This window comes from Lysobacter sp. N42 (genome assembly GCF_004344885.1).
On the sequence record NZ_SKFB01000039.1, the window covers coordinates 1 to 20,428 of the forward strand.

General features: G+C 71.6%; 18 protein-coding genes, 2 tRNA genes and 1 pseudogene. 12 read left to right on the forward strand and 9 right to left on the reverse strand.

The window, feature by feature from the left end; all coding sequences use genetic code 11:
• The 5 genes and pseudogenes from EYQ95_RS22565 to efp form a co-directional block, all read right to left on the reverse strand.
• Positions 1-402, reverse strand: a pseudogene (locus EYQ95_RS22565) (phytoene/squalene synthase family protein); the annotation flags it as partial.
• Between the two features lie 23 nt (positions 403-425).
• Positions 426-1,115, reverse strand: a complete 690-nt coding sequence (gene gph / locus EYQ95_RS22570) for a phosphoglycolate phosphatase (RefSeq protein ID WP_370451318.1) — start codon at positions 1,113-1,115, stop codon at positions 426-428.
• Positions 1,094-1,813, reverse strand: a complete 720-nt coding sequence (ubiG, locus tag EYQ95_RS22575) for a bifunctional 2-polyprenyl-6-hydroxyphenol methylase/3-demethylubiquinol 3-O-methyltransferase UbiG (RefSeq protein ID WP_132330791.1) — start codon at positions 1,811-1,813, stop codon at positions 1,094-1,096. Before ubiG ends, gph begins: the two co-directional genes overlap by 22 nt.
• 29 nt (positions 1,814-1,842) lie before the next feature.
• Positions 1,843-3,177: a TRZ/ATZ family hydrolase gene (locus EYQ95_RS22580; RefSeq protein ID WP_132330793.1), complete on the reverse strand. Its 1,335-nt coding sequence runs from the start codon at positions 3,175-3,177 to the stop codon at positions 1,843-1,845.
• 201 nt (positions 3,178-3,378) lie between these two features.
• Positions 3,379-3,942: an elongation factor P gene (gene efp / locus EYQ95_RS22585; RefSeq protein WP_132330795.1), complete on the reverse strand. Its 564-nt coding sequence runs from the start codon at positions 3,940-3,942 to the stop codon at positions 3,379-3,381.
• Between the two features lie 104 nt (positions 3,943-4,046).
• Between efp and epmB the strand changes: the two genes are divergently transcribed.
• Complete coding sequence (gene epmB / locus EYQ95_RS22590; protein ID WP_132330797.1) at positions 4,047-5,060, forward strand: EF-P beta-lysylation protein EpmB; 1,014 nt, start codon at positions 4,047-4,049, stop codon at positions 5,058-5,060.
• Between the two features lie 84 nt (positions 5,061-5,144).
• Positions 5,145-7,223, forward strand: coding sequence for an EAL domain-containing protein (locus tag EYQ95_RS22595; RefSeq protein ID WP_132330799.1), 2,079 nt, complete (start codon positions 5,145-5,147; stop codon positions 7,221-7,223).
• Between the two features lie 341 nt (positions 7,224-7,564).
• Here EYQ95_RS22595 and htpX read toward each other — a convergent pair whose 3' ends face one another.
• Positions 7,565-8,464, reverse strand: coding sequence for a protease HtpX (gene htpX, locus EYQ95_RS22600; protein WP_132330801.1), 900 nt, complete (start codon positions 8,462-8,464; stop codon positions 7,565-7,567).
• A gap of 81 nt (positions 8,465-8,545) precedes the next feature.
• On the opposite strand from htpX, the gene gluQRS reads away from it, so the two are divergent.
• From gluQRS to phaR, 3 genes are all read left to right on the forward strand, one after another.
• Positions 8,546-9,433, forward strand: a complete 888-nt coding sequence (gluQRS, locus tag EYQ95_RS22605) for a tRNA glutamyl-Q(34) synthetase GluQRS (RefSeq protein ID WP_132330803.1) — start codon at positions 8,546-8,548, stop codon at positions 9,431-9,433.
• Between the two features lie 41 nt (positions 9,434-9,474).
• Positions 9,475-10,215 (forward strand): acetoacetyl-CoA reductase, encoded by a 741-nt coding sequence (phbB, locus tag EYQ95_RS22610; protein ID WP_132330805.1) that lies wholly within the window; start codon positions 9,475-9,477, stop codon positions 10,213-10,215.
• 203 nt (positions 10,216-10,418) lie between these two features.
• On the forward strand, positions 10,419-10,898 hold the full coding sequence (gene phaR / locus EYQ95_RS22615) for a polyhydroxyalkanoate synthesis repressor PhaR (protein WP_132330836.1): 480 nt from the start codon (positions 10,419-10,421) through the stop codon (positions 10,896-10,898).
• A 57-nt stretch (positions 10,899-10,955) separates the two neighbouring features.
• Here the strand turns inward: phaR and EYQ95_RS22620 are convergent, their stop codons facing one another.
• Together EYQ95_RS22620 and EYQ95_RS22625 are read right to left on the reverse strand one after the other, a co-directional pair.
• The gene (locus EYQ95_RS22620; protein ID WP_132330807.1) at positions 10,956-11,897 is read right to left on the reverse strand and encodes a M48 family metallopeptidase; all 942 of its coding nucleotides are present in this window, start codon (positions 11,895-11,897) and stop codon (positions 10,956-10,958) included.
• Between the two features lie 15 nt (positions 11,898-11,912).
• Positions 11,913-13,742, reverse strand: a complete 1,830-nt coding sequence (locus EYQ95_RS22625) for a formylglycine-generating enzyme family protein (RefSeq protein WP_243700042.1) — start codon at positions 13,740-13,742, stop codon at positions 11,913-11,915.
• An 80-nt stretch (positions 13,743-13,822) separates the two neighbouring features.
• On the opposite strand from EYQ95_RS22625, the gene rnd reads away from it, so the two are divergent.
• Entirely contained in the window at positions 13,823-14,926 is a 1,104-nt protein-coding gene (gene rnd, locus EYQ95_RS22630) for a ribonuclease D (protein ID WP_132330809.1), read from the forward strand.
• A 122-nt stretch (positions 14,927-15,048) separates the two neighbouring features.
• Here the strand turns inward: rnd and EYQ95_RS22635 are convergent.
• Positions 15,049-15,124 (reverse strand) — tRNA-Ala (locus EYQ95_RS22635).
• Between the two features lie 123 nt (positions 15,125-15,247).
• Between EYQ95_RS22635 and EYQ95_RS22640 the strand changes: the two genes are divergently transcribed.
• From EYQ95_RS22640 to EYQ95_RS22665, 6 genes are all read left to right on the forward strand, one after another.
• Positions 15,248-15,324 (forward strand) — tRNA-Arg (locus EYQ95_RS22640).
• Positions 15,325-15,422: 98 nt separating this feature from the next.
• The gene (locus tag EYQ95_RS22645) at positions 15,423-16,955 is read left to right on the forward strand and encodes an aldehyde dehydrogenase family protein (protein ID WP_132330811.1); all 1,533 of its coding nucleotides are present in this window, start codon (positions 15,423-15,425) and stop codon (positions 16,953-16,955) included.
• Positions 16,956-16,964: 9 nt separating this feature from the next.
• Entirely contained in the window at positions 16,965-17,285 is a 321-nt protein-coding gene (locus EYQ95_RS22650; protein ID WP_132330813.1) for a DUF4190 domain-containing protein, read from the forward strand.
• Positions 17,285-18,346, forward strand: a complete 1,062-nt coding sequence (locus EYQ95_RS22655; protein WP_132330815.1) for a quinone-dependent dihydroorotate dehydrogenase — start codon at positions 17,285-17,287, stop codon at positions 18,344-18,346. Before EYQ95_RS22650 ends, EYQ95_RS22655 begins: the two co-directional genes overlap by 1 nt.
• Complete coding sequence (gene murB / locus EYQ95_RS22660; protein ID WP_132330817.1) at positions 18,343-19,404, forward strand: UDP-N-acetylmuramate dehydrogenase; 1,062 nt, start codon at positions 18,343-18,345, stop codon at positions 19,402-19,404. Before EYQ95_RS22655 ends, murB begins: the two co-directional genes overlap by 4 nt.
• A gap of 103 nt (positions 19,405-19,507) precedes the next feature.
• Positions 19,508-20,425, forward strand: a complete 918-nt coding sequence (locus tag EYQ95_RS22665; RefSeq protein ID WP_132330819.1) for a DMT family transporter — start codon at positions 19,508-19,510, stop codon at positions 20,423-20,425.
• Positions 20,426-20,428 lie beyond the last annotated feature (3 nt).

Below are 20,428 nucleotides of genomic sequence, written 5' to 3' on the forward strand. Positions count from 1 at the left end.
CCCGCCGAGCAGCGCGGCCTCCACCGCGGCGGCGGCGGCGGCCGCATCGGCCACTCCGCCCCAGGCATGGCCCGCCGTCGCCGGCCGCATCCGCGAGGCGGCGAGCCCCGGCAAGGCGTTGGCAAGCGCGGTCCAGGGCGCGGGATATCGCTGCAGCACGGCGCCCAGCGGATGACGGCGCCGACCCTGCGCCCAGCCCGAAAGCTCCTCGGCCCACCAGGCGAGCTTGGCTTCGCCGGGACGCGCGTCACCGCCAGCCCAGGCCGCTTCCTGCAGTTCGAACTGCAGGGCCTGCCACGCGGGCCCCACCTCGCGCTCGCCCGGAGGCACGAAACCCTCCACCAGGCTCCATTCCGGCCATGCACCGCGCCACTTCGCGACGAAGGCCGCGGCCTCGTCCATGGGCGCCGCCGGAGGCGAGCCGGTCACGTCGCCCATCGCTCGGGACGCGCGAGATCGGCCGGCTCGTCGAGCATCGCGTCGGCCTGCCAGGCCTCGGGGTCGTCGCCGTCGAGCCGGTAGCCCCAGAGCGCGACGATCGAGCGCATCCCCGCCGCGCGCGCGGCCACGATGTCGCGTTCGTCGTCGCCCACGTAGACGCAGTCGGCGATGTCGAGCCCCATTCGCTCGGCCGCCACGCGCAGCGGCAGCGGGTCGGGTTTGCGTGCCGGCAGCGAATCGCCGCCGATCAGCACGGCGCAGCGCTCCTCCCAGCCCAGCAGCGGCATCAGCGCGGCGGCCAGCGCTTCGGGCTTGTTGGTGACGATGCCCCAGCGGCTGCCGGCGCGCTCGATCGCCGCAAGCGCGGGCTCGATGCCCTCGAACGGGCCGCCGAAGCGGCCCAGTGCCGCGCGATAGCAGTCGAGGAACTCGGGAATCCATGTCTCCCGGGTCGAGGCGTCGACCTCGGGAAACGATGCCGCCACCATCGCCCGCGCGCCCTTGGAAACATGGGGCCGCAAGGCGGCGAGCTCCATCGGCTCCGCCCCACGGGCTTCGCGCATCGCGTTGATGGCCGCGAGCATGTCCGGCGCGCTGTCGAGCAGCGTGCCGTCGAGGTCGAACAGCACCGCTCTGGGAAAGTGCATCGCGCTCATCCGGGCTTTCGCGCGCAGGTGATGTAGTTGACGTCGGTCCGCCGCGTGAGCATGGCGGCGTTGCGCCAGGGCATGTAGGCCAGGCCCGACACGTCCTCGAGCTCGAGGCCCGCCGCGCGGAACCAGCCGGCGAGTTCGGACGGCCGCACGAAATCACGGTACTGGTGCGTGCCCTTGGGCAGCAGGCGCGCGATGTACTCGGCCCCGACGATGGCGAGCGCGAAGGCCGCGGGCGTGCGGTTGAGCGTGGACACGAAAAGCCGGCCACCGGGCCGCAACGCCTCGGCACAGGCGCGGATCACCGCGGCGGGATCGGGCACGTGCTCGATCATCTCCATGCAGGTGACCGCATCGAACGACGCCGGCTCGGCCGCCGCCGCGTCCTCGACGGCCTGCACGCGGTAGTCGACCTGCGCGCCGCTTTCCAGCGCGTGCAGCCGCGCGACCTTGACCAGCTCCGGCGCGAGGTCGATGGCGGTGACCCGCGCGCCGGCCTGCGCCATGGCCTCGCTGAGCAGCCCCGCGCCGCAGCCCACGTCGAGCACGCGCACGCCATCCAGCGCCACGCGGTCGGTGACGTAGCGCAGGCGCACCGGGTTCAGCGCGTGCAGGGGCTTCTGCGGGCCCTGCGGATCCCACCAGCGGCTTGCGAGCGAACCGAAGCGGTCGAGTTCGGACTGCCGGAAGTTGTTCGACGTCTCAGGTGTGGCGTGCATGGCGTGCGTCCGGAAGATGGGGGTGGCGGTCAGGCGTGCACGGCGCGGATGCGCTCGCGCCACTGCCGCGCGTTGGCGACGATGCCCTGGAGATCCATGTCCACCAGCTCGCGCCCGCGAAGCCTGCGGCGGCCGGCGATCCAGACGTCGCAGACCTGGTGGCGGCCGGTGGCGTAGACCAGCTGGGAGATCACGTTGTGCAGCGGCTGCGCCTCCAGCAGGCCAAGGTCGACGAGTGCGAGGTCGGCCTGCTTGCCCGGCTCGATCGAGCCGATGCGGTCGCCAAGTCCCAGCGTGATCGCACCGCCCAGCGTCGCCGCGCGCAGCGCACTGGCGGCGTCCAGGGCCGAGGCGTCGTCGGCCACCGCCTTGGCCAGCAGCGCGGCCGTGCGCGTCTCGCCGATCATGTCGAGGTCGTTGTTGCTGGCGCAGCCGTCGGTGCCGATGCCCAGGGTCACGCCCGCATGTTGCAGCCTGCAGACCGGGCAGAAGCCCGAGGCGAGCTTGAGGTTCGACTCCGGGCAATGCGCGACGCAGACGCCGCGCTCGGCGCACAGCGCGATCTCGTCGTCCGTGAGCTGGGTCATGTGCACGGCGATGAGGCGGTCGTCGACCAGGCCCAGGCGGTCCAGGCGCGCCAGCGGCCGCATGCCGAACTGCGCGATGGAGTCGCGGATCTCCTGCACCGTCTCGTGGGTGTGCAGGTGCACGCGCACGTCGTTGCCGCGGGCGAAGTCGCGCACGCGCTCGAAGTTGGCATCGCTCACCGTGTACGGCGCATGCGGCGCGATCGCGGTGCCCACCAGGGCGTCGCCGCGCAGGGCGTCGTGGACGTCCTGCGCCCGCGCGAAGTACTCGTCCGCCGTCGTCGCCCATGCGGTGGGGAAGTCGATGACGGGCAGGCCCACCAGCGCGCGGAAGCCGAAGCGCCGGTAGGTCTCGGCCTGCACGTCGGGGAAGAAATAGTTCTCGTTGGCGCAGGTGGTGCCGCCGCGGAGCATCTCGGCGATGGCGAGCGTCACGCCGTCACGCACGAAGTCGGGCCCGATCACCGCGCCCTCGACGGGCCAGATGTGGCCCTGCAGCCATTCCATCAGCGGCAGGTCGTCCGCGATGCCGCGCAGCAGCGTCATCGGGTTGTGCGTGTGGGCGTTGACCAGGCCCGGCACCAGCGCGGCGTGCGGACGCGAAACGACCTCGGCGGCATCGAAGCGGGCGCGAAGCCCGGCGGCCGGCCCCACCGCGACGATCGCATCGCCCCGCAGCGCCACGGCATGGCCCTCGAGCACGACGCCGTGCGGCACCACCGGCACCACCCAGCCGGGCTCGATCAGGACGTCGCAGCGTTCGGTGGTCTCGGACATCGTCAGGCTCGTGCTGGGCGGATGGCGAAGGGTACGCGCCGGGATGTTTCGCGGCGATGGATACGACGAAGCCCGCGGGCGCGGGCTTCGGGCGCGGCCGGCGACAGGCCGCCGACGCAGGGGAGTCACTGGATCCCCGCTTTCGCGGGGATGACCGTCCGGCAAAGCCGTGCGCGCAGGTGGCGCGCGCGGGTCGGGCCGTCACTTCACCCGGCTGACGTACTCCCCGGAGCGGGTGTCGACCTTGATCACCTCGTCCTGGTTCACGAACAGCGGCACGCGCACGACCGCGCCGGTTTCCAGGGTGGCCGGCTTGCCGCCGCCGGAGGTGTCGCCGCGCAGGCCCGGGTCGGTCTCCACGATCTTGAGTTCGACGAAGTTCGGCGGCTGGACCGAGATGGGCGTGCCGTTCCACAGCGTCACCACGCACTCCTCCTCGCCCTTGAGCCACTTTTCCGCGCCGGCCATGCCGGCCTTGTCGGCCTGGACCTGCTCGAAGGACTCGGGGTTCATGAAGTGCCAGTACTCGCCGTCGGAGTACAGGTACTGCATGTCGGTGTCGACGACGTCGGCCACCTCCAGGTTGTCGGTCGCCTTCATGGTCAGCTCGACCACGCGGCCGGACTTGATGTTGCGGTACTTGACGCGGGTGAAGGCCTGGCCCTTGCCCGGCTTGACGTACTCGGTCTCCGTGATGACGCACGGCTCGTTGTTGACCAGGATCTTCTGCCCGGACTTGACGTCGTTCATGCCGAGGGTGGCCATGTGTGCTCCTGCGCGCTGGATCGTGCGGGGCCGGCGCGGGCCGCCCGCTAGAATGGAAGAACGCCGGGCGCGATGCGCCGGCGGAACGAGACGAACAGCCGGCAATGATACCCGCAGCCCTTCCCCAGCCGCATCCCGCGGCCGCTCCCCGCTGGCAGCAGCTCTGGCGCGAGGCCGTGCGCGATCCGCGCGAACTGCTCGCGCTGGTCGGGCTGGAGGCCGCGGCGACCGGCATGTCCGGGGCCGCGGCCGCGCAGTTCGCCCTGCGCGTGCCCCGCGGCTTCGTGGCACGCATGCGCCATGGCGACGCCGGCGACCCGTTGCTGCGGCAGGTCCTCCCGCTGGACGAGGAACTGCGCCCCATGCCCGGCTTCGCGCTGGATGCCGTCGGCGACTCGCTGGCGCGGGCCGGCCAGGGCGTGATCCGCAAGTACCGCGGGCGCGCGCTGCTGGTCACCACGGGCAGCTGCGCGATCAATTGCCGCTACTGCTTCCGCCGGCATTTCCCGTACGGCGACGAGAGCGCCGCGGCGGGCGGCTGGGCACAGGCGGTCGGCCTGGTCGCCGCGGATCCCTCCATCGACGAGGTCATCCTCTCCGGCGGCGACCCCTGGTCGCTGTCCACCGCCAAGCTCGCCGATCTCACGCACGGCCTGTCCGCCGTGCGGCACCTGCGGCGCCTGCGCATCCATACCCGCCTGCCCGTCGTGCTGCCCGAGCGCGTGGACGGCGAGCTGCTGGACTGGCTCGGATCCGTTCCCTGGCCGGTGACGGTGGTGCTGCACGCCAACCACGCCCGCGAGTTCGACGCCGGCGTCGACGCCGCCCTCGCCCGCCTGCGCTCGACCGGGGCCACGCTGCTCAACCAGGCCGTGCTGCTGCGCGGCGTGAACGATTCGGTCGATGCACTGGCTGACCTCTCCGAGCGCGGTTTCGCGGCGGGCGTGCTGCCCTACTACCTGCACCAGCTCGACCGCGTGCAGGGCGCGGCGCACTTCGAGGTGCCCGACGCCACCGCCCGCGCATTGCACGCGGCCCTCGCGACGAGGCTGTCAGGCTACCTGGTCCCGCGGCTCGTGCGCGAGGTCGCGGGCGACCCGGGCAAGCGCCCCCTCTGAGCCCCGCAGCCCACGCCCCTGCCGTTCGTCGCATGACGAACGGCAGGATTCGTGCGATAAACGCGCATCCCCCGGGAGGTCCGAATGCAGTTCGGAAAAGACGCAGCCCTGCGCCTTCTGATCGTGGACGACAGCGTCGAGGCGGCCGAAGCCGTCGTCAGCGGCCTTCGCAACAGCGGAATCGCGGTGCGTCCCTCGCGCCCCGAGGCCGAGGAGCAGCTCGCCGGCCTGATCGCCAACCAGTCGCCCGACCTGGCCGTGGTGGCGCGCAATGCGCGCCTCGTGCCCGCCGAGGCGGTGCTGCAGCAGGTGGCCACGAGCGGCAAGGACCTGCCGGTGCTCCTGCTCGTCGACGAGATCGACGAGGCGATCGTGCTCGAGGCCATGGCGCTCGGCGCGCGCGGCGTGGTCCTGCGCCGGCGCATGGACCACATCGTGAGCACCGTACGGGCGGAATGGGCCGACCTCGAGGCCCGGCGCGCCCTGCGCAAGCTCGAGTTCCAGGTGCGCGAGACCGAGCGCCGCTGCGACGCGCTGATCGAGTCCTCGCGCGACCCCATCGCCTACATCCACGAGGGCATGCACATCCGGGCCAATTCGGCCTACCTGGAGATGTTCGGCTACGAGTCCTTCGACGAGGTCGAGGGCATGTCGATCCTCGACATGATCGCGGGCGCGCACGTCGATTCGTTCAAGCAGCTGCTCAAGCAGCTCTCCAAGGGCGAGCCGCCGCCTCCCCGGGTCGAGGTCGAGGCGCGCACGCTGGACGGCAACCAGTTCCCCGCCGTCATGGAATTCACGCCGGCCATGTACGAGGGCGAGCACTGCCTGCAGCTGGTGCTGCGCCGCCAGGAGCTGGACCCGGCGCTGGCCCGCGAGGTGGAGGAGCTGCGCCAGCGCGACCAGGTCACGGGGCTGCTCAACCGCCCGACCTTCCTGCGCACGCTGGAAGACACGGTGGCCGACGCGGCGCAGAACTCGTCGAGCCACGGCTTCCTGCTGATCGAGCCGGACTACTACGCGCGCCTGCTGCAGGACATCGGCCTGGACGCCGCGGACGAGCTCATCGCCGCCTGCGCCCGCCGCCTGCGTGACTCCGTCGCCGACGACGTGGTGCTGGCGCGTTTCGGCGAGCACCAGTTCGCCGCGCTGGCCCGGGGCCACAACCACCAGGCCACCCAGGCACTGGCGGATCGCATCCGCAGCGCCTTCGCCGGCCACGTGGTCGAGGTGGGCAACCGCTCGCTCAATCCCACCGTCAGCATCGGCGGCGTGCAGATCGGCGAGAAGATCGCCAGCGTCACCGCGGTGCTGGCCAAGGCCAACCAGGGCATGCAGTCGGCGGCCGGCGTGGGCGGCAACCGTGTCGAGATCTTCGACCCGGGCGCGGCCGACCGCGCCGAGGAAGAGCGCGTGCAGGCCTGGGTCGAACGGATCCGCGACGCACTCGACTCCGACCGCTTCACCATGGCCTACCAGCCGCTTGTGAGCCTGCACGGCGAGCCGGGCGAGATCTACGAGGCCTACCTGCGCATGAAGGGCGAGCAGGGCGAACTCGTCGCCCCGCTGGCCTTCCTGCAGATCGCCGAGGAGAACGGGCTGCTGTGGGAGATCGACCGCTGGGTCGTCGGCCGCGCGCTGCAGACCATCGGCGAGCGCCTGCGCTCCGGGCGCCGCACCACCCTGCTGGTCAAGATCACCGAGGCCTCGCTGCAGGACGACAGCCTGCTCAAGCACATCGAGGAGCAGATCTCGCTGCACGGCGCGGACGGCTCGCTGCTGGTGGTGCAGCTGCCCGAGTCCAAGGTCTTCACCAACCTGCGCGCGGCCCAGGAGTTCCAGACGCGGGCCGCGCTGTCGGGCGTGCGCGTGGGGCTGGAGCACTTCGGCGCGGGCCTGAACTCCTTCCAGCTGCTGGCGCATTTCGACGCCGACTTCCTGAAGATCGACCGCACCTTCATGGAGAACCTCGGCACCAGCGCCGAGCACCAGCAGCGCCTGCGCGACATCACCGACAAGGCGCGCGCGCTCGGCAAGCGCACCATCGCCGAGCACGTACGCGACGCGCAGAGCATGACCGTGCTCTTCAGCGCCGGCGTGGACTACGCGCAGGGCTTCTTCCTGGCCGGCGTGAGCCCGAACATGGACTACGAGTTCCCCTGATCGCGAGACGCGTTCCGGCCGGGAAGCGGGGCGGATCGGGCTGAAGCGGACGGGGTGTTCGCGCGCGGTCGAGGCGGGAGCTTCAGCCACGGATCGACACGGATGGACACGGATGGACACGGGTTGGGCCCAGGGCTTCCCGGTGGGATCAACCGCCGGCCAGAGAACCCCTTCCGCACACATCCGCGCTCGTCTGCGGCGGGAACGCCACTCCGCCGCAGGCAAGGCCACCTCGATCGCAGTGACCCGATCCGTGTCGATCCGTGTCAATCCGTGGCTGAAACAAAAAATGGGCGGGCAACGCGAACGCTGCCCGCCCCGCAGGATGTACGGATCAGGGATCAGGTCAGCACGTGCGCCGACGGATTCTCCGCCGGCAGACGGCGCAGCACCTCGATGCGCTCGGCCAGCGGCGGATGCGTCATGAACAGCCGGCGCAGGCCATGCGCGACGCCGCCGCTGATGCCGAAGGCCTGCACGGTCTTGGGCAGCGTCGTCTCGCCGTACGTGCGCGACAGCCGCGTCAGCGCGGCGATCATCTTGTCGCGGCCCGCGAGCGCGGCACCGCCGGCATCCGCGCGGAACTCGCGGTAGCGCGAGAACCACATCACGATCATGCTGGCGAGCAGGCCGAAGACCAGGTCGAGCACCATGACCGTCGCGAAGTAGCCCAGGCCGCCGCCCTCGCCTTCGCGGTTGCCGGACAGGTAGCCGTCCACGATGCGGCCGACCACGCGCGCCAGCACGATCACGAAGGTGTTGAGCACGCCCTGCACCAGCATCATGGTCACCATGTCGCCGTTGGCGACGTGGCTGACCTCGTGCGCCAGCACCGCCTCGGCCTCGTCGCGGTCCATCGAGCGCAGCAGGCCGGTGGACACGGCGACCAGCGAGTTGTTGCGGCTGGGGCCGGTCGCGAAGGCGTTGATTTCCGGCGCGTCGTAGATCGCGACCTCGGGCATGGCGATGCCCGCCTGCTGCGCCTGGCGGCGCACGGTTTCCACCAGCCAGCGCTCGAGCTCGTCACGCGGCTGCTCGATCACGTGGGCGCCGGTGCTGCGCTTGGCGATCCACTTCGACATCATGAGCGAGATGAAGGAGCCACCGAAGCCGAACAGCGTCGCCATCACCAGCAGGCCCCCGCTGGTGGAAGGATCGACGCCGAACAGGCGCATCACGATGCTCAGCAGCACGAGCACCGCAAGGTTGGTGGCGACGAATAGCGCGACTCGCTTGAGCATGGATCCCATCCTTCCGAAGGATTCGATGTTTCCCCGCCGAGGTGGGGAGGCCTGCGCCGCTTTTCAAGCCGGAGCCCTCGCGTGAGTGCCTACCGCGGCCGGTTCGCGCCCTCGCCCACGGGCGACCTGCACGCCGGCTCGCTGCTCGCGGCCCTCGGCAGCTGGCTGCTGGCACGCCGCGCGGGCGGCGAATGGCACGTACGCATCGAGGACGTGGACAGGCCGCGCGAAGTCCCGGGTGCGGCTGACCGCCAGTTGAATGCGCTGCATGCCTTCGGACTCGTGCCTGACGGGCCCGTCCTGCGCCAGAGCGAGCGCGACGCCGTCTACCGCGGGATGCTCGAGCCGCTGCTCGCATCCGGCAGGGCGTTCCACTGCTGGTGCAGCCGGGCCGACCTCGCCGCGAGCGGCGGCGTCCATCGCGCCTGCGTCCACGGCCCGGTACCCGGGCGGGCGCCGGCGATCCGGCTGCGCGTGGACGAGGGCACGGACGTCGCATTCGTCGACGCCATCCGCGGCCCCGTCCGCCAGCGCGTGGACCTCGTCGCGGGCGACTTCGTGCTGTTCCGGGCGGACGGCCTGTGGGCCTACCAGTTCGCGGTCGTGGTCGACGACGCCCTGCAGGGCATCACCGACGTCGTGCGCGGCGCGGACCTGCTCGACTCCACCCCGCGCCAGATCCTGCTGCAGCGCAACCTCGGCCTGCCCACGCCCCGCCATGCGCACCTCCCGCTGGTCACCGACGCCGCGGGGCGCAAGCTCTCCAAGTCCGATGCCGCCTGGCCCGTGGATGCCGCCGATCCCCTGCCCGCGCTGCGCCGCGCCTGGCTGCAGCTTGGCCAGGCGGTCGATCCCGCACCGGATGCCCGGACGCCCGCGCGCTGGCTCGGGGCTGCCGTCGACGCCTTCGAGCCGGCCCGCATCCCCACCGGGGAAATCCGACATACGCCTGCACGGGGGCATGCCTAGAATCGGGCCGCCGGCGCCGGTCGCGCCGAGGAGCACCGTACATGCAGAGTCGCGTCGCACTGGTCACCGGCGGCACCGGTGGCATCGGCAGCTCGATCATCGAACGCCTGGCCTCGATGGGGCACCGCGTGGCCACCAACTACCGCGACGAGGCCAAGGCCCGCGCCTGGCAGGAGCGCATGCGCGCCCGCGGCGTCGAGGTGTTCATGACGCCGGCCGACGTCGCCGACGCCGGCCAGTGCGAGGCCATGGCGCGCGAGATCGAGAAGGCCCTCGGCCCGGTCGACATCCTGGTCAACAACGCCGGCATCACCCGCGACACCACCTTCCACAAGATGAACGCGCAGCAGTGGAACGAAGTCATCGCCACCAACCTGGGCTCGGTCTTCAACGTCACCCGGCCGCTGATCGAGGGCATGCGCGAGCGCCGCTGGGGACGGATCATCCAGATCAGCTCGATCAACGGCCAGAAGGGCCAGTACGGGCAGGCGAACTACGCGGCCGCCAAGGCCGGCATGCACGGCTTCACCATTTCGCTGGCGCAGGAGAACGCGAAGTTCGGCATCACCGTCAATACCGTCTCGCCCGGCTACATCGCCACGGACATGGTCATGGCGGTGCCGGAGGACGTGCGCAGCAAGATCGTGGCGCAGATCCCTACCGGACGCCTGGGCAATCCCGAGGAGATCGCCTACGCCGTGTCGTTCTTCGTTCCCGACGAGGCCGCCTGGATCACGGGCGCCAACCTCGCGGTGAACGGCGGGCAGTACATGGGCTGGTAGCACAGGCCCGGCGGGACCGGCGCGGGTCGGGGGTCGGTCGGACGCAGAGGCACGCCGGGCCCGCCGTGCGCCTGCGCCAGGCCCGGGGGCGTGGGTGCACGGGCTGAAGCGGTCAGGCGGGCGCGACCTCCGCGTGCCGGGGCAAGTTGCGCGACGTTGCGCGCTGCGTCATTCTCGATCCATCCCGCTTCCGGTCCTTGCAGATGGCTTCTCCGCGCGTCATCAAGAAGTACCCGAACCGCAGGCTCTACGACACCGAGATCTCCAGCTACATCACGATCGAGGACGTCCGCCAGCTCATCATCGAGGGCGAGGAGTTCGAGGTCCGCGACGCGCGCTCGGGGGAGGACCTCACCCGGCAGGTGCTGCTGCAGATCATCGCCGAGCACGAGCAGGACGGCGAGCCGCTGCTGTCCACGCAACTGCTCAGCCAGATCATCCGCTTCTACGGGGACTCGATGCAGAGCTTCATGGCCAGCTACCTGGAAAAGTCCATGCAGCTCTTCCTCGACCAGCAGCAGCAGTTCCGCACGCAGATGGGTGGCCTGCTGGGCCAGACCCCGTGGGCCCTGATGAACCAGCTTACCGAGCGCAACATGCAGGTCTGGAAGGAGTTCCAGAACAACCTGGCCGGCAGCATGGGCACCACGCCGAACCGGCCCAGGGAACGCAAGGAAGGCTGACGCCGCGGCATCGGGCGCGTACCAGGGAAAAGGCCGGGAAATCCCGGCCTTTCGCTTTCAGTAGGCGGCCTGCGCGGCGGGCGCGCCGGGGCAGTACTTGGCGTAGAAGGCCTCGGCCTGCGGCATCAGCGACTGCAGGTTCTGGATGCGGTTGGCCGGGTCGGGATGCGTGGACGCGAACTCGGGCGGGCGCTGGCCGCCGCCGAGCTGCGACATGCGCTCCCACAGCGGGATCGCTTCGCGCGGGTTGTAGCAGGCCGCCGCCGCCAGCATCAGGCCCACGCGGTCGGCCTGCGTCTCGTGGTTGCGGCCGTAGGGAAGGATGAACCCGTACTGCGCGCCGGCTCCGAGCGCCGCCATGACCGCCTGCTGCTGGCCGGGGTCCATGCCACCCAGCGCCACGCCGGCCGCGAGCTGCCCCATCTGCACGAGCTTCTGCTGCGCCATACGCTGCGAGCCGTGGCGCAGCAGCGCGTGCGCGATCTCGTGGCCCATCACCACCGCCATCGCGTCCTGGGTCTGCGCCACCGGGATCAGCCCGGTATAGACCGCCATCTTCCCGCCCGGCAGGCAGAACGCATTGGCCTGGTCGGACTGGATGACGGCCACGTCCCACTGGAAGTTCTGGTGCGCGGTGGGCGCCTGCTGGCCATTGGCCTGCGCCAGGTCGGCCGTCACCTGCGGCACGCGCGAGACGAGCCGCTGGGCGATCTCGCGGATCTGGCGGCTGACCTGCGTGTCGGCCGGGAGCAGCGCGCCCTGTGCCTGCGCCTCGCCGAGCACCTGGTCGAAGGCCTGCGCGCCGAGCATGACCTCCTCCTCGGCGGTCGCGCCGTAGCGGGCATCCTCGCCGGTGAGCGGATCGGTCTGCTTGCTGCCGAACCACGACACCGCGGCATAGATCGCGAAGCCGACGAGGACGATCCAGCGGATCCCACCGAGGCCGAACCCGCGGCGTCGGGTGGGGGTGCGATTCATGCCGAGCGGGTCGATGCGCATCGGGACTCCCGGGTGTCAGAGGTCGCGCACCACCCTGAAGCCGATGCGCGCGTTCGTGGTATCGGCGTCGAACTGCATGCGCCAGGCCGACCGGGTCTGTTCCGGCGAACTGGCCCAGGACCCGCCACGCACGGTGCGCTGCCTGCAACCCGGATTGACCCAGGCGCGTGCATCGCGCGGCGCGCGGCGATAGCTGGCATGCCAGCAGTCCGCCACCCATTCGCTGACATTGCCGCCAAGGTCGTGAAGGCCGAATCGTCCGGGCAGGAAGCGCCCCACCGGGGCGGGGCCCCAGGCACCGTCGATGTAGCCGCGGAAGGCGTTCTTCCAGGCGCGCCCGGCGGGCGAGCGGTCGCCCTCGCCGGTGAAGTTGCCCGTGCCGGGCGGCGGAGCGCCATCGCCCCAGGGATAGGGCCCCTGCTCGCCCGCGCGCAGGGCGTATTCGAACTCGGCCTCGCTGGGCAGGCGGTAGCGCTGCCCCGTGCGCTCGGCCAACCACTCGGCGTAGGCCGCGGCGTCCTTGGCGCTGACGTGCACCACGGGCAGGTCCTCGCGCGCGGGCTGGCCGCGGTAGTCGCGTGTCCAGTCCACCCGGCCGCGTCGCACGAAGTTGCCGCTGCGCTCGTCGTAGGCCATCGAGTAACCGCGACGCACCGAGCGCGCACGGTAACCGGTGGCCTCGACGAACCGGCGGAACTCGCCGACGGTGACCTCGGTTCGCGCCATGGCGAAGCCGCGCGCGAAGCGGATCGAGCGCTGCGGACGCTCGGCATCGCTGCTGCCGCGTTCGCCCGACGGCGCGCCCATCCGGAACACGCCGCGGGGCACCACCACCATCTGCGGCCCCCGCCCGCCCCCGGCCATGGCATCCGTGAAGACCTGCCCCGGCCGGAACGGGCCGTAGTAGACGGCCAGATCGATGCGCTGGCGCAGCTCCGTCGCGGCCGGGTCGCCCGGCGGCGCGATCACCAGCAGCTGCGCGAGGATCGCGCGCGCCTGGTCGATCCCGTCGCGCTCGGCCAGCAGGGCGATGCCCCGGTCGCGCAGGCGCCCCACGCGCGCCGCGCGCTCGAAGGCGATGCGGGCACGCGCCGCCGCCACGGTACCGGCCTGCGGCCGCAGCGCCTGGGCATGATCGAGCCAGCGCGAGGCGGCGGCATAGTCGTCGCGCGCGGCGGCCTGTTCGGCCCTCCGGATGAGCGCGCTCTCCGCGGCTGCCAGCCCCTGCAGCGCACGCGAATCGGTAGCCCGTAGCTCCAGGGCGCGCCCGAACCAGCCCAGCGCCCCGCCCGTGCCGCCCTCGCCGATGTCGCCCCGTGCGAGCGCGGCCTCGCCCTCGGCGCTGTAGCGCAGCCCCTCGTCGACGCGATCGACCGCCTGCAGGAACCGCTCGACGTCGGGACGGTCCAGCGCGACCACCCGCAGCACGGCCGCGGCCTCGTGCACGCGGCGCAGCGCGTCGGGATCCTCGTCGATGTCGGCGAGGTCGCTGCGCGCCTGCTGGAGCAGGCCGGTGACCGCATTGCGCAACCCGGCTTGCGCGCGCACGCGCATCGGCGGATGGGCCTGCAGCGCATGGAACAGCGCGATCGCGGAGCCGTCATCGCCCGCGAACCGGCCCTCGGCCAGCGCCACGTCGGCGCGATCGGCCAGTTCGACCGCGTTCTGCGGCGTCACCTCGATGCGTGGCGGCCGCCAGGTCGCGACGTCGACGCTCGAATCACCCACCACGACCGTGGGCGCGCCGCGCGGCCGCGCGGGCGCGTCGCGATCGTCGCCGCAGCCCGTCGCCAGCAGTGCCGCGGCGAGCGCCGCGGCGGCCAGCCGCCCCGTCTTCGCGCGCACGCATCCTCCATCCGCCGGCTCGCCGCCGGGTCACGGAAAGTAGGCTATTGTCGCCCGCTCCCGCAAACCCGGCACCCGTCTTGGCCCACTGGATCGACCACCCCGACACGCTGCAGCGCTGGCTGTCCACCCCGCCTGCCCGCATCGGGCTGGACACCGAGTTCATCCGCGAGCGCACCTACTGGCCGAAGCTGGCGCTGGTGCAGATCGCGCTGCCGACGCCCGACGGCGTGGAGATCCTGCTGGTCGACCCGCTGGTTCCTGGCATGACGCAGGCCATCGCGCCGCTGCTCGCGGACGCCTCCGTGCTCAAGATCATGCACAGCCCCAGCGAGGACCTGATCGCCCTGCGCCATGCCTGCGGCGAGGTGCCGCGCCCGCTTTTCGACACCCAGGCCGCCGCGGCGCTGGCCGGCATCGGATCGGGCATGGGCTACCAGAAGCTGGTCGCCGAGCTCACCGGCGTCGCGCTGGCCAAGGGCGAGACGCGCTCGGACTGGATGCGCCGCCCGCTGTCGCCCTCCCAGCTCGAGTACGCGGCCGACGACGTCGCCCACCTGTTCGAGATGCACGACGCACTCGCGCAGCGCCTTGCCGGGCTGGGCCGCCAGGCCTGGCTGGAGGCGGACATGCAGCGCACCGTCGAGCTCGCCATCGAGGACGCACCGGAGACCTGGCCGCACCTGGCGATGCGCAGCGCGCAGTTCCTCGACGCCGCCGCGCAGGCGCGCCTGCTCCGCTTGCTGCGCTGGCGCGACGCGCATGCCCGCCGCGTCGACCTGCCGCGAAGCTGGGTGCTCGACAACGAGCTCGCGGCCTCGCTCGCGCGCAATCCCCCGGCCACGCGCGAGGCGCTGTCGCAGGCGATCAACGCCCATCCCAAGGGCCCGCGCAAGCTGGTCGATGCGGTGTGGACCGCACTGGCGACGCCGCTGGACGACGAGGCGCAGGCACCGGACGCCTCGCTTGCCGAGCGTCGCGACAAGGCGCGCATCAAGGCGCTGCAGGATGCCGTCTCGCGTCGGGCCGCCGAGCTCGGCCTGGCCGATGGCGTGCTGGCCTCGCGCCGCATGCTCGAACCCCTGGTCGATACCGGCCGCTGGCCCGACACGCTGCAGGGCTGGCGACGCGAGCAGCTCGAGCCCGTGCTCGCCCCGCTCATCCCGGCGGCGAACCCCTCGTAGCCCGGCAAGCGCGACGCAGCCGGGCGAGCCGCGCTTGCCCGGCTTCGCGGGTGACACGGGCCGGGCAGTCGCCCGGATACCGCAAAAAAAGAAACGGCGCCCGAAGGCGCCGTCTGGAATCGTGGTGGAGCCAGGGAGGATCGAACTCCCGACCTCGTCATTGCGAACGACGCGCTCTCCCAGCTGAGCTATGGCCCCACGTAACGGGCGCTAGTCTAGCGGGCCGGCGGTGCTCCTGCCAAGCGGGGGGCCGGCTGCTCCTGCCGCGGGAAAACGTGATTACCGGCACGGTCGCCTCCCGTGCGAAAATCCGCGGCCTGGGGCCCCGTAGCTCAGCTGGATAGAGCGTCCCCCTCCTAAGGGGAAGGTCGCACGTTCGAATCGTGTCGGGGCCGCCATTCATGCAGATCCCGCTGCAACAGCCCGCGCACCCGCGCGGACTCGCCAATGCACTGGCGTCGCCGTGGTCGCGGCACGCGTCTTCAAGGAGCTTTCGATGACCCATCCCGTCCTCACCGCGCTCGGCCTCGGCGATATCGAGTCCGGCACGTACCTCGGCCATGGCGAATGGGCGACCACGCGCGACGCGGGCGTGCTCGAGTCCGTCAGCCCCACCGACGGCTCGCTGCTGGCGCGGGTGACGGCGTCCTCGCGCGAGGACTACGAGACCATCGTCGAGCGCGCGCAGGCGGCCTTCAGGGTGTGGCGGACGACGCCGGCCCCGCGCCGCGGCGAGGCCATCCGCCTCTGCGCCGAGGCCCTGCGCCGCCACAAGGACGCGCTGGGCTCGCTGGTCGCGCTGGAGATGGGCAAGTCCAAGCCCGAGGGCGATGGCGAGGTGCAGGAGATGATCGACATCGGCGACTTCGCCGTCGGCCTCTCGCGCCAGCTCTACGGCCTGACCATGCATTCGGAGCGTCCCGGCCACCGCATGTACGAGCAGTGGCATCCGATCGGCCTGGTCGGGATCATCTCGGCGTTCAACTTCCCGGTCGCCGTGTGGGCGTGGAACTCGTTCGTCGCCGCCGTCTGCGGTGACATCTCGATCTGGAAGCCCTCGCCGAAGACGCCGCTGTCGGCCGTGGCCTCCATGAAGATCTGCAACGAGGCGCTGCGCGAAGGCGGCTTCCCCGACATCTTCTTCCTGTTCAACGACGCCGGCTCGGATCTCGCGCAGGAGTTCGTGGACGACCGCCGCGTGCCGCTGATCTCGTTCACCGGCAGCACGCGCGTGGGCCGCATGGTCGGCGAGCGCGTGGCGCGCCGCATGGGCCGCTCGCTGCTGGAGCTGGGCGGCAACAACGCGATCATCGTTGAACCTTCTGCCGACCTGAAGCTCGCGATCCCGGCCATCGTGTTCGGCGCGGTCGGCACCGCGGGCCAGCGCTGCACCACCACGCGCCGCCTGTTCGTGCACGAGTCGATCTTCGATGACGTGCTGGCGCGCCTGGTCAAGGCCTACAAGCAGGTCGAGGGCAAGATCGGCGATCCGACCGACCCGGCCAACCTGATGGGCCCGCTGAACTCGCGTGACGGCGTGCAGGCCTACCTCGACGCCATCGAGCGCGCGAAGCAGCTCGGCGGCAAGGTCGAGACCGGTGGGGCCGTGCTCGACCGTCCCGGCAACTTCGTGCTGCCGGCGATCGTCACCGGCCTGACCAACGATGCCGACATCGTGCAGCACGAGACGTTCGCGCCCATCCTGTACGTCATGAAGTACTCGACGCTGGACGAGGCGATCGAGCTGCAGAACGCCGTGCCGCAGGGCCTGTCGTCCTCGATCTTCACCACCAACCTCAAGGCGGCCGAGCAGTTCCTCTCCGCCGCGGGCAGCGACTGCGGCATCGCCAACGTCAACATCGGCACCTCGGGCGCGGAGATCGGCGGTGCCTTCGGTGGCGAGAAGGAAACGGGCGGCGGCCGCGAGTCGGGCTCCGACGCGTGGAAGGCCTACATGCGCCGCCAGACCAATACGATCAACTACTCCGACGCGCTGCCGCTGGCGCAGGGCATCAAGTTCGACCTCTGAGGCCACGCAATGGAGCCGCAGCCGCTTGCCGCCCCCGCCGCCGGCACGACGCCCACCAGCACGCTCGCGATCGCGAGCCTGGTGTTCGGCATCGTCTGCTGGTTCGCGCTACCTGTCATCGGCAGCCTGGTGGCGATCGCCTGCGGCCACATGGCGTGCCGCGACATCCGCGCGGCACGCGGCGCACTGGCAGGTGACGGGCTGGCGGTAGGCGGGCTGGTGCTCGGCTACCTGCACCTGGCCACGCTCGTCGTCGCGGTGCTGCTGGCGATCGCCTTCTTCGGAGGCATCGCGGTGCTGCTCGGCCTCGTCGGGATCGCGTCGAACTGATGTACGGGCTGCTGCGTCCCCTGCTGTTCCGGCTCGAGGCCGAGCGTGCGCACGGCATCGGGCTGCACGGGCTCGATGTGCTCGAACGCGCGGGCATGCTGGGCCTGGTCGCGCGACGCCCGGCGGCCTCGCCGTTCCCGGTCCCGGTGCTCGGCCTCGATTTCCCGAACCCGGTCGGCCTGGCTGCAGGGCTGGACAAGAACGGCGACCACATCGACGCGCTGTTCGGGCTGGGGTTCGGCTTCGTCGAGATCGGCACGACCACGCCGCGCCCGCAGCCGGGGAATCCGCGGCCGCGCATGTTCCGCATCGCGCGGTACCGTGCGCTCATCAACCGCCTGGGCTTCAACAACGACGGCGTGGACGCGCTGGTGCGCAACGTCGAGCGTGCCAAGCCGCGCCGCGGCATCCTCGGCATCAACATCGGCAAGAACAAGGACACGCCCAACGAGTCGGCGCACGAGGACTACCTGCACTGCCTGGAGCGCGTGTATCCGTTGGCCGACTACATCACCGTCAACATCTCCTCACCCAATACGGCGGGCCTGCGCGAGCTGCAGGAGGAACAGGCACTGCGCCGGCTGGTCGGCACGCTGCGCGAGGCGCAGGAGCGGCTGGGCGCGCGGCACGGCAAGCGCGTGCCGATGCTGGTGAAGGTGGCGCCGGACCTGTCGGACGAGGACATCGAGGCCGCCGCGCGCGTGCTGGCGGACCTGCAGGTGGACGGCGTGGTGGCGACCAACACCACCGTGTCGCGGCTGGGCGTGGAGGATTCCCCGCATGCCGACGAGGCCGGCGGCCTGTCGGGCGCGCCGCTGATGGCGCAGGCCACCTACGTCCTGCGCCGACTGCGCACGCGCCTTCCCGAGTCGATTCCGCTGGTGGGGGTGGGTGGCATCCTCTCGGGCGCGGACGCGGTGACCAAGATGGCCGCGGGCGCGAGCCTGGTGCAGTGCTACACGGGCTTCATCTACCGCGGGCCGGTGCTCGTGCGCGAATGCGTGGACGCGATCCGCCGCCGCAAGGAAGCGCCGAGCCGCGGACACGTGCCGCCGGCATGACGGCGATGGCCGACCCCGGCATCCGCATCAGGCGCGACGCCGACCTCACCTCGCTCAACACCTTCGGCGTGCGCGTGCGCGCGCCCTGGCTGGTGGAGGCGGAGCGCGCCGACGCCCTGCCCGCCGCCTTCGCGGCGGCTCCGCTTCGGGGCGCGACGCCGCTGGTGCTCGGCAGCGGCAGCAACATGCTCTTCGTCGAGGCACCCACCATGCCGGTGCTGCGACTGACCGGCACCGATGTGCGCATCCTCGCCGGGGAAGGCGACACCGCGCTGCTCTACGCCGACGCCGGCGTGCAGTGGCATGCGCTGGTGATGCGCAGCCTGGAGCTGGGGCTGGACGGGCTGGAGAACCTCGCACTGATCCCCGGCACGGTGGGCGCCGCGCCGATCCAGAACATCGGCGCCTACGGCGTGGAGGTCGGCCAGCGCATCGAGGCCGTGCACGCCTTCGAGCCGGCCACCGGCCGCATGCTGCGCCTTTCGGCGGCCGACTGCGCCTTCGCCTATCGCGACAGCCTGTTCAAGCAGGCGCCCGACCGCTTCGTCGTCACGGGGGTCGAGTTCCGCCTGCGCCGCGGCGGCATGCCGGTGCTGGGCTACGCGGGCATCGCCGAGGAGCTGGCCGCGCGCGGCATCGTCTCGCCGCGCGCTCGCGACGTGGCCGAGGCGGTGATCGCGATCCGGCGCCGCAAGCTGCCGGACCCTGCCGTGATCGGCAACGCCGGCAGCTTCTTCAAGAATCCGATCGTGCCGGCCGCGCAGGCGGATGCGCTGCTGGCGCTGCATCCGGACATGCCGGTGTTCCGCGCGGCCGAAGGCCAGCGCAAGCTTTCGGCGGCCTGGCTCATCGACCGCCTCGGCTTCAAGGGTGCGCGCGATGGCGATGCGGGCATCGCCGCCTCGCACGCGCTGGTGCTGGTCAACCACGGCGATGCCACGGGCCGCCAGCTGCTGGACTTCGCATGTCGCGTGGCCGGTGCCGTGCGCGCGGCCTTCGGCGTGGCGCTGGAGCCGGAGCCCCGGCTGGTGGGCGCGACGTGGCCGACGGAGGCATGAGCCCCGTTCCATGCGCCCCGCGGGCCGCTGGCGATGCCGCCCCGGCCGGCATCGTGCCCGGCATCACCCACGGCTGCCGCACACCGCGGCAGCATGCGGGTCCATGACGAGCCCATCCCCGCACGGCACCGTGCTGCGCGCTGCGCTTCTGATGCTGGCGAGCACGGTCTTCTTCGGCCTCATGGCCGTGGCGATCCGGCTCGCATCGCAGACGCTGCACGCGTTCGAGATCGCCTTCTTCCGCAACCTGTTCGGCGTCGTGGCCGCGCTGCCGCTGCTCGTGCGGCACGGGCCCGGCCTGCTTCGCACGCAGCACCTTCCGCGGTACGTGGTGCGTTGCCTGGTCGGCGTGGTCTCGATGCTCTGCGGCTTCTGGGCGATCGCGCACCTGCCGCTGGCGCAGGCGGTGTCGCTCTCGTATTCGACCCCGCTGTTCGTCACCGTGCTCGCCGTCTGGCTGCTCGGCGAACAGGTACGCGCGCGACGCTGGGCGGCGGTCGTGGCCGGCTTCATCGGCGTGCTGATCATCGTGCGGCCGGGCACGGAAGGTTTCAGCTTCGCCTCGCTGGTGGCGCTGACGGCCGCGGTGATGAGCGGCATCGTCTCCATCCAGATCAAGCAGCTCTCCGCGCTGGAACCGGCCGACCGCATCGTGTTGTGGACGACGATGCTGTGGGTGCCGATGTCGCTGCTTCCGGCGCTGACCGTCTGGGAATGGCCCCGCGGGATCACCTGGCTGTGGGTCGCGGCCGCGGGGCTGCTGGGCACCGGCGGGCACATGCTGTGGACGCGCGCGCTCAAGCTCGGCGACGTGTCCGCGCTCACGCCGATCAGCTTCATGCAGCTGCCGGTGGTGGCGGTGGCGGGCTGGCTGCTGTTCGACGAGGCGCCGGACCGCTGGACGCTCACCGGCGCACTCGTCATCTTCGGCGCGAACGCCTACATCGCACACCGCGAGGCACAGCTGGCGCGGCGGGCGGCCACGCAGGCCCCGGTGGAGGGCGCCAAGCCCGGCGAGTAGGCG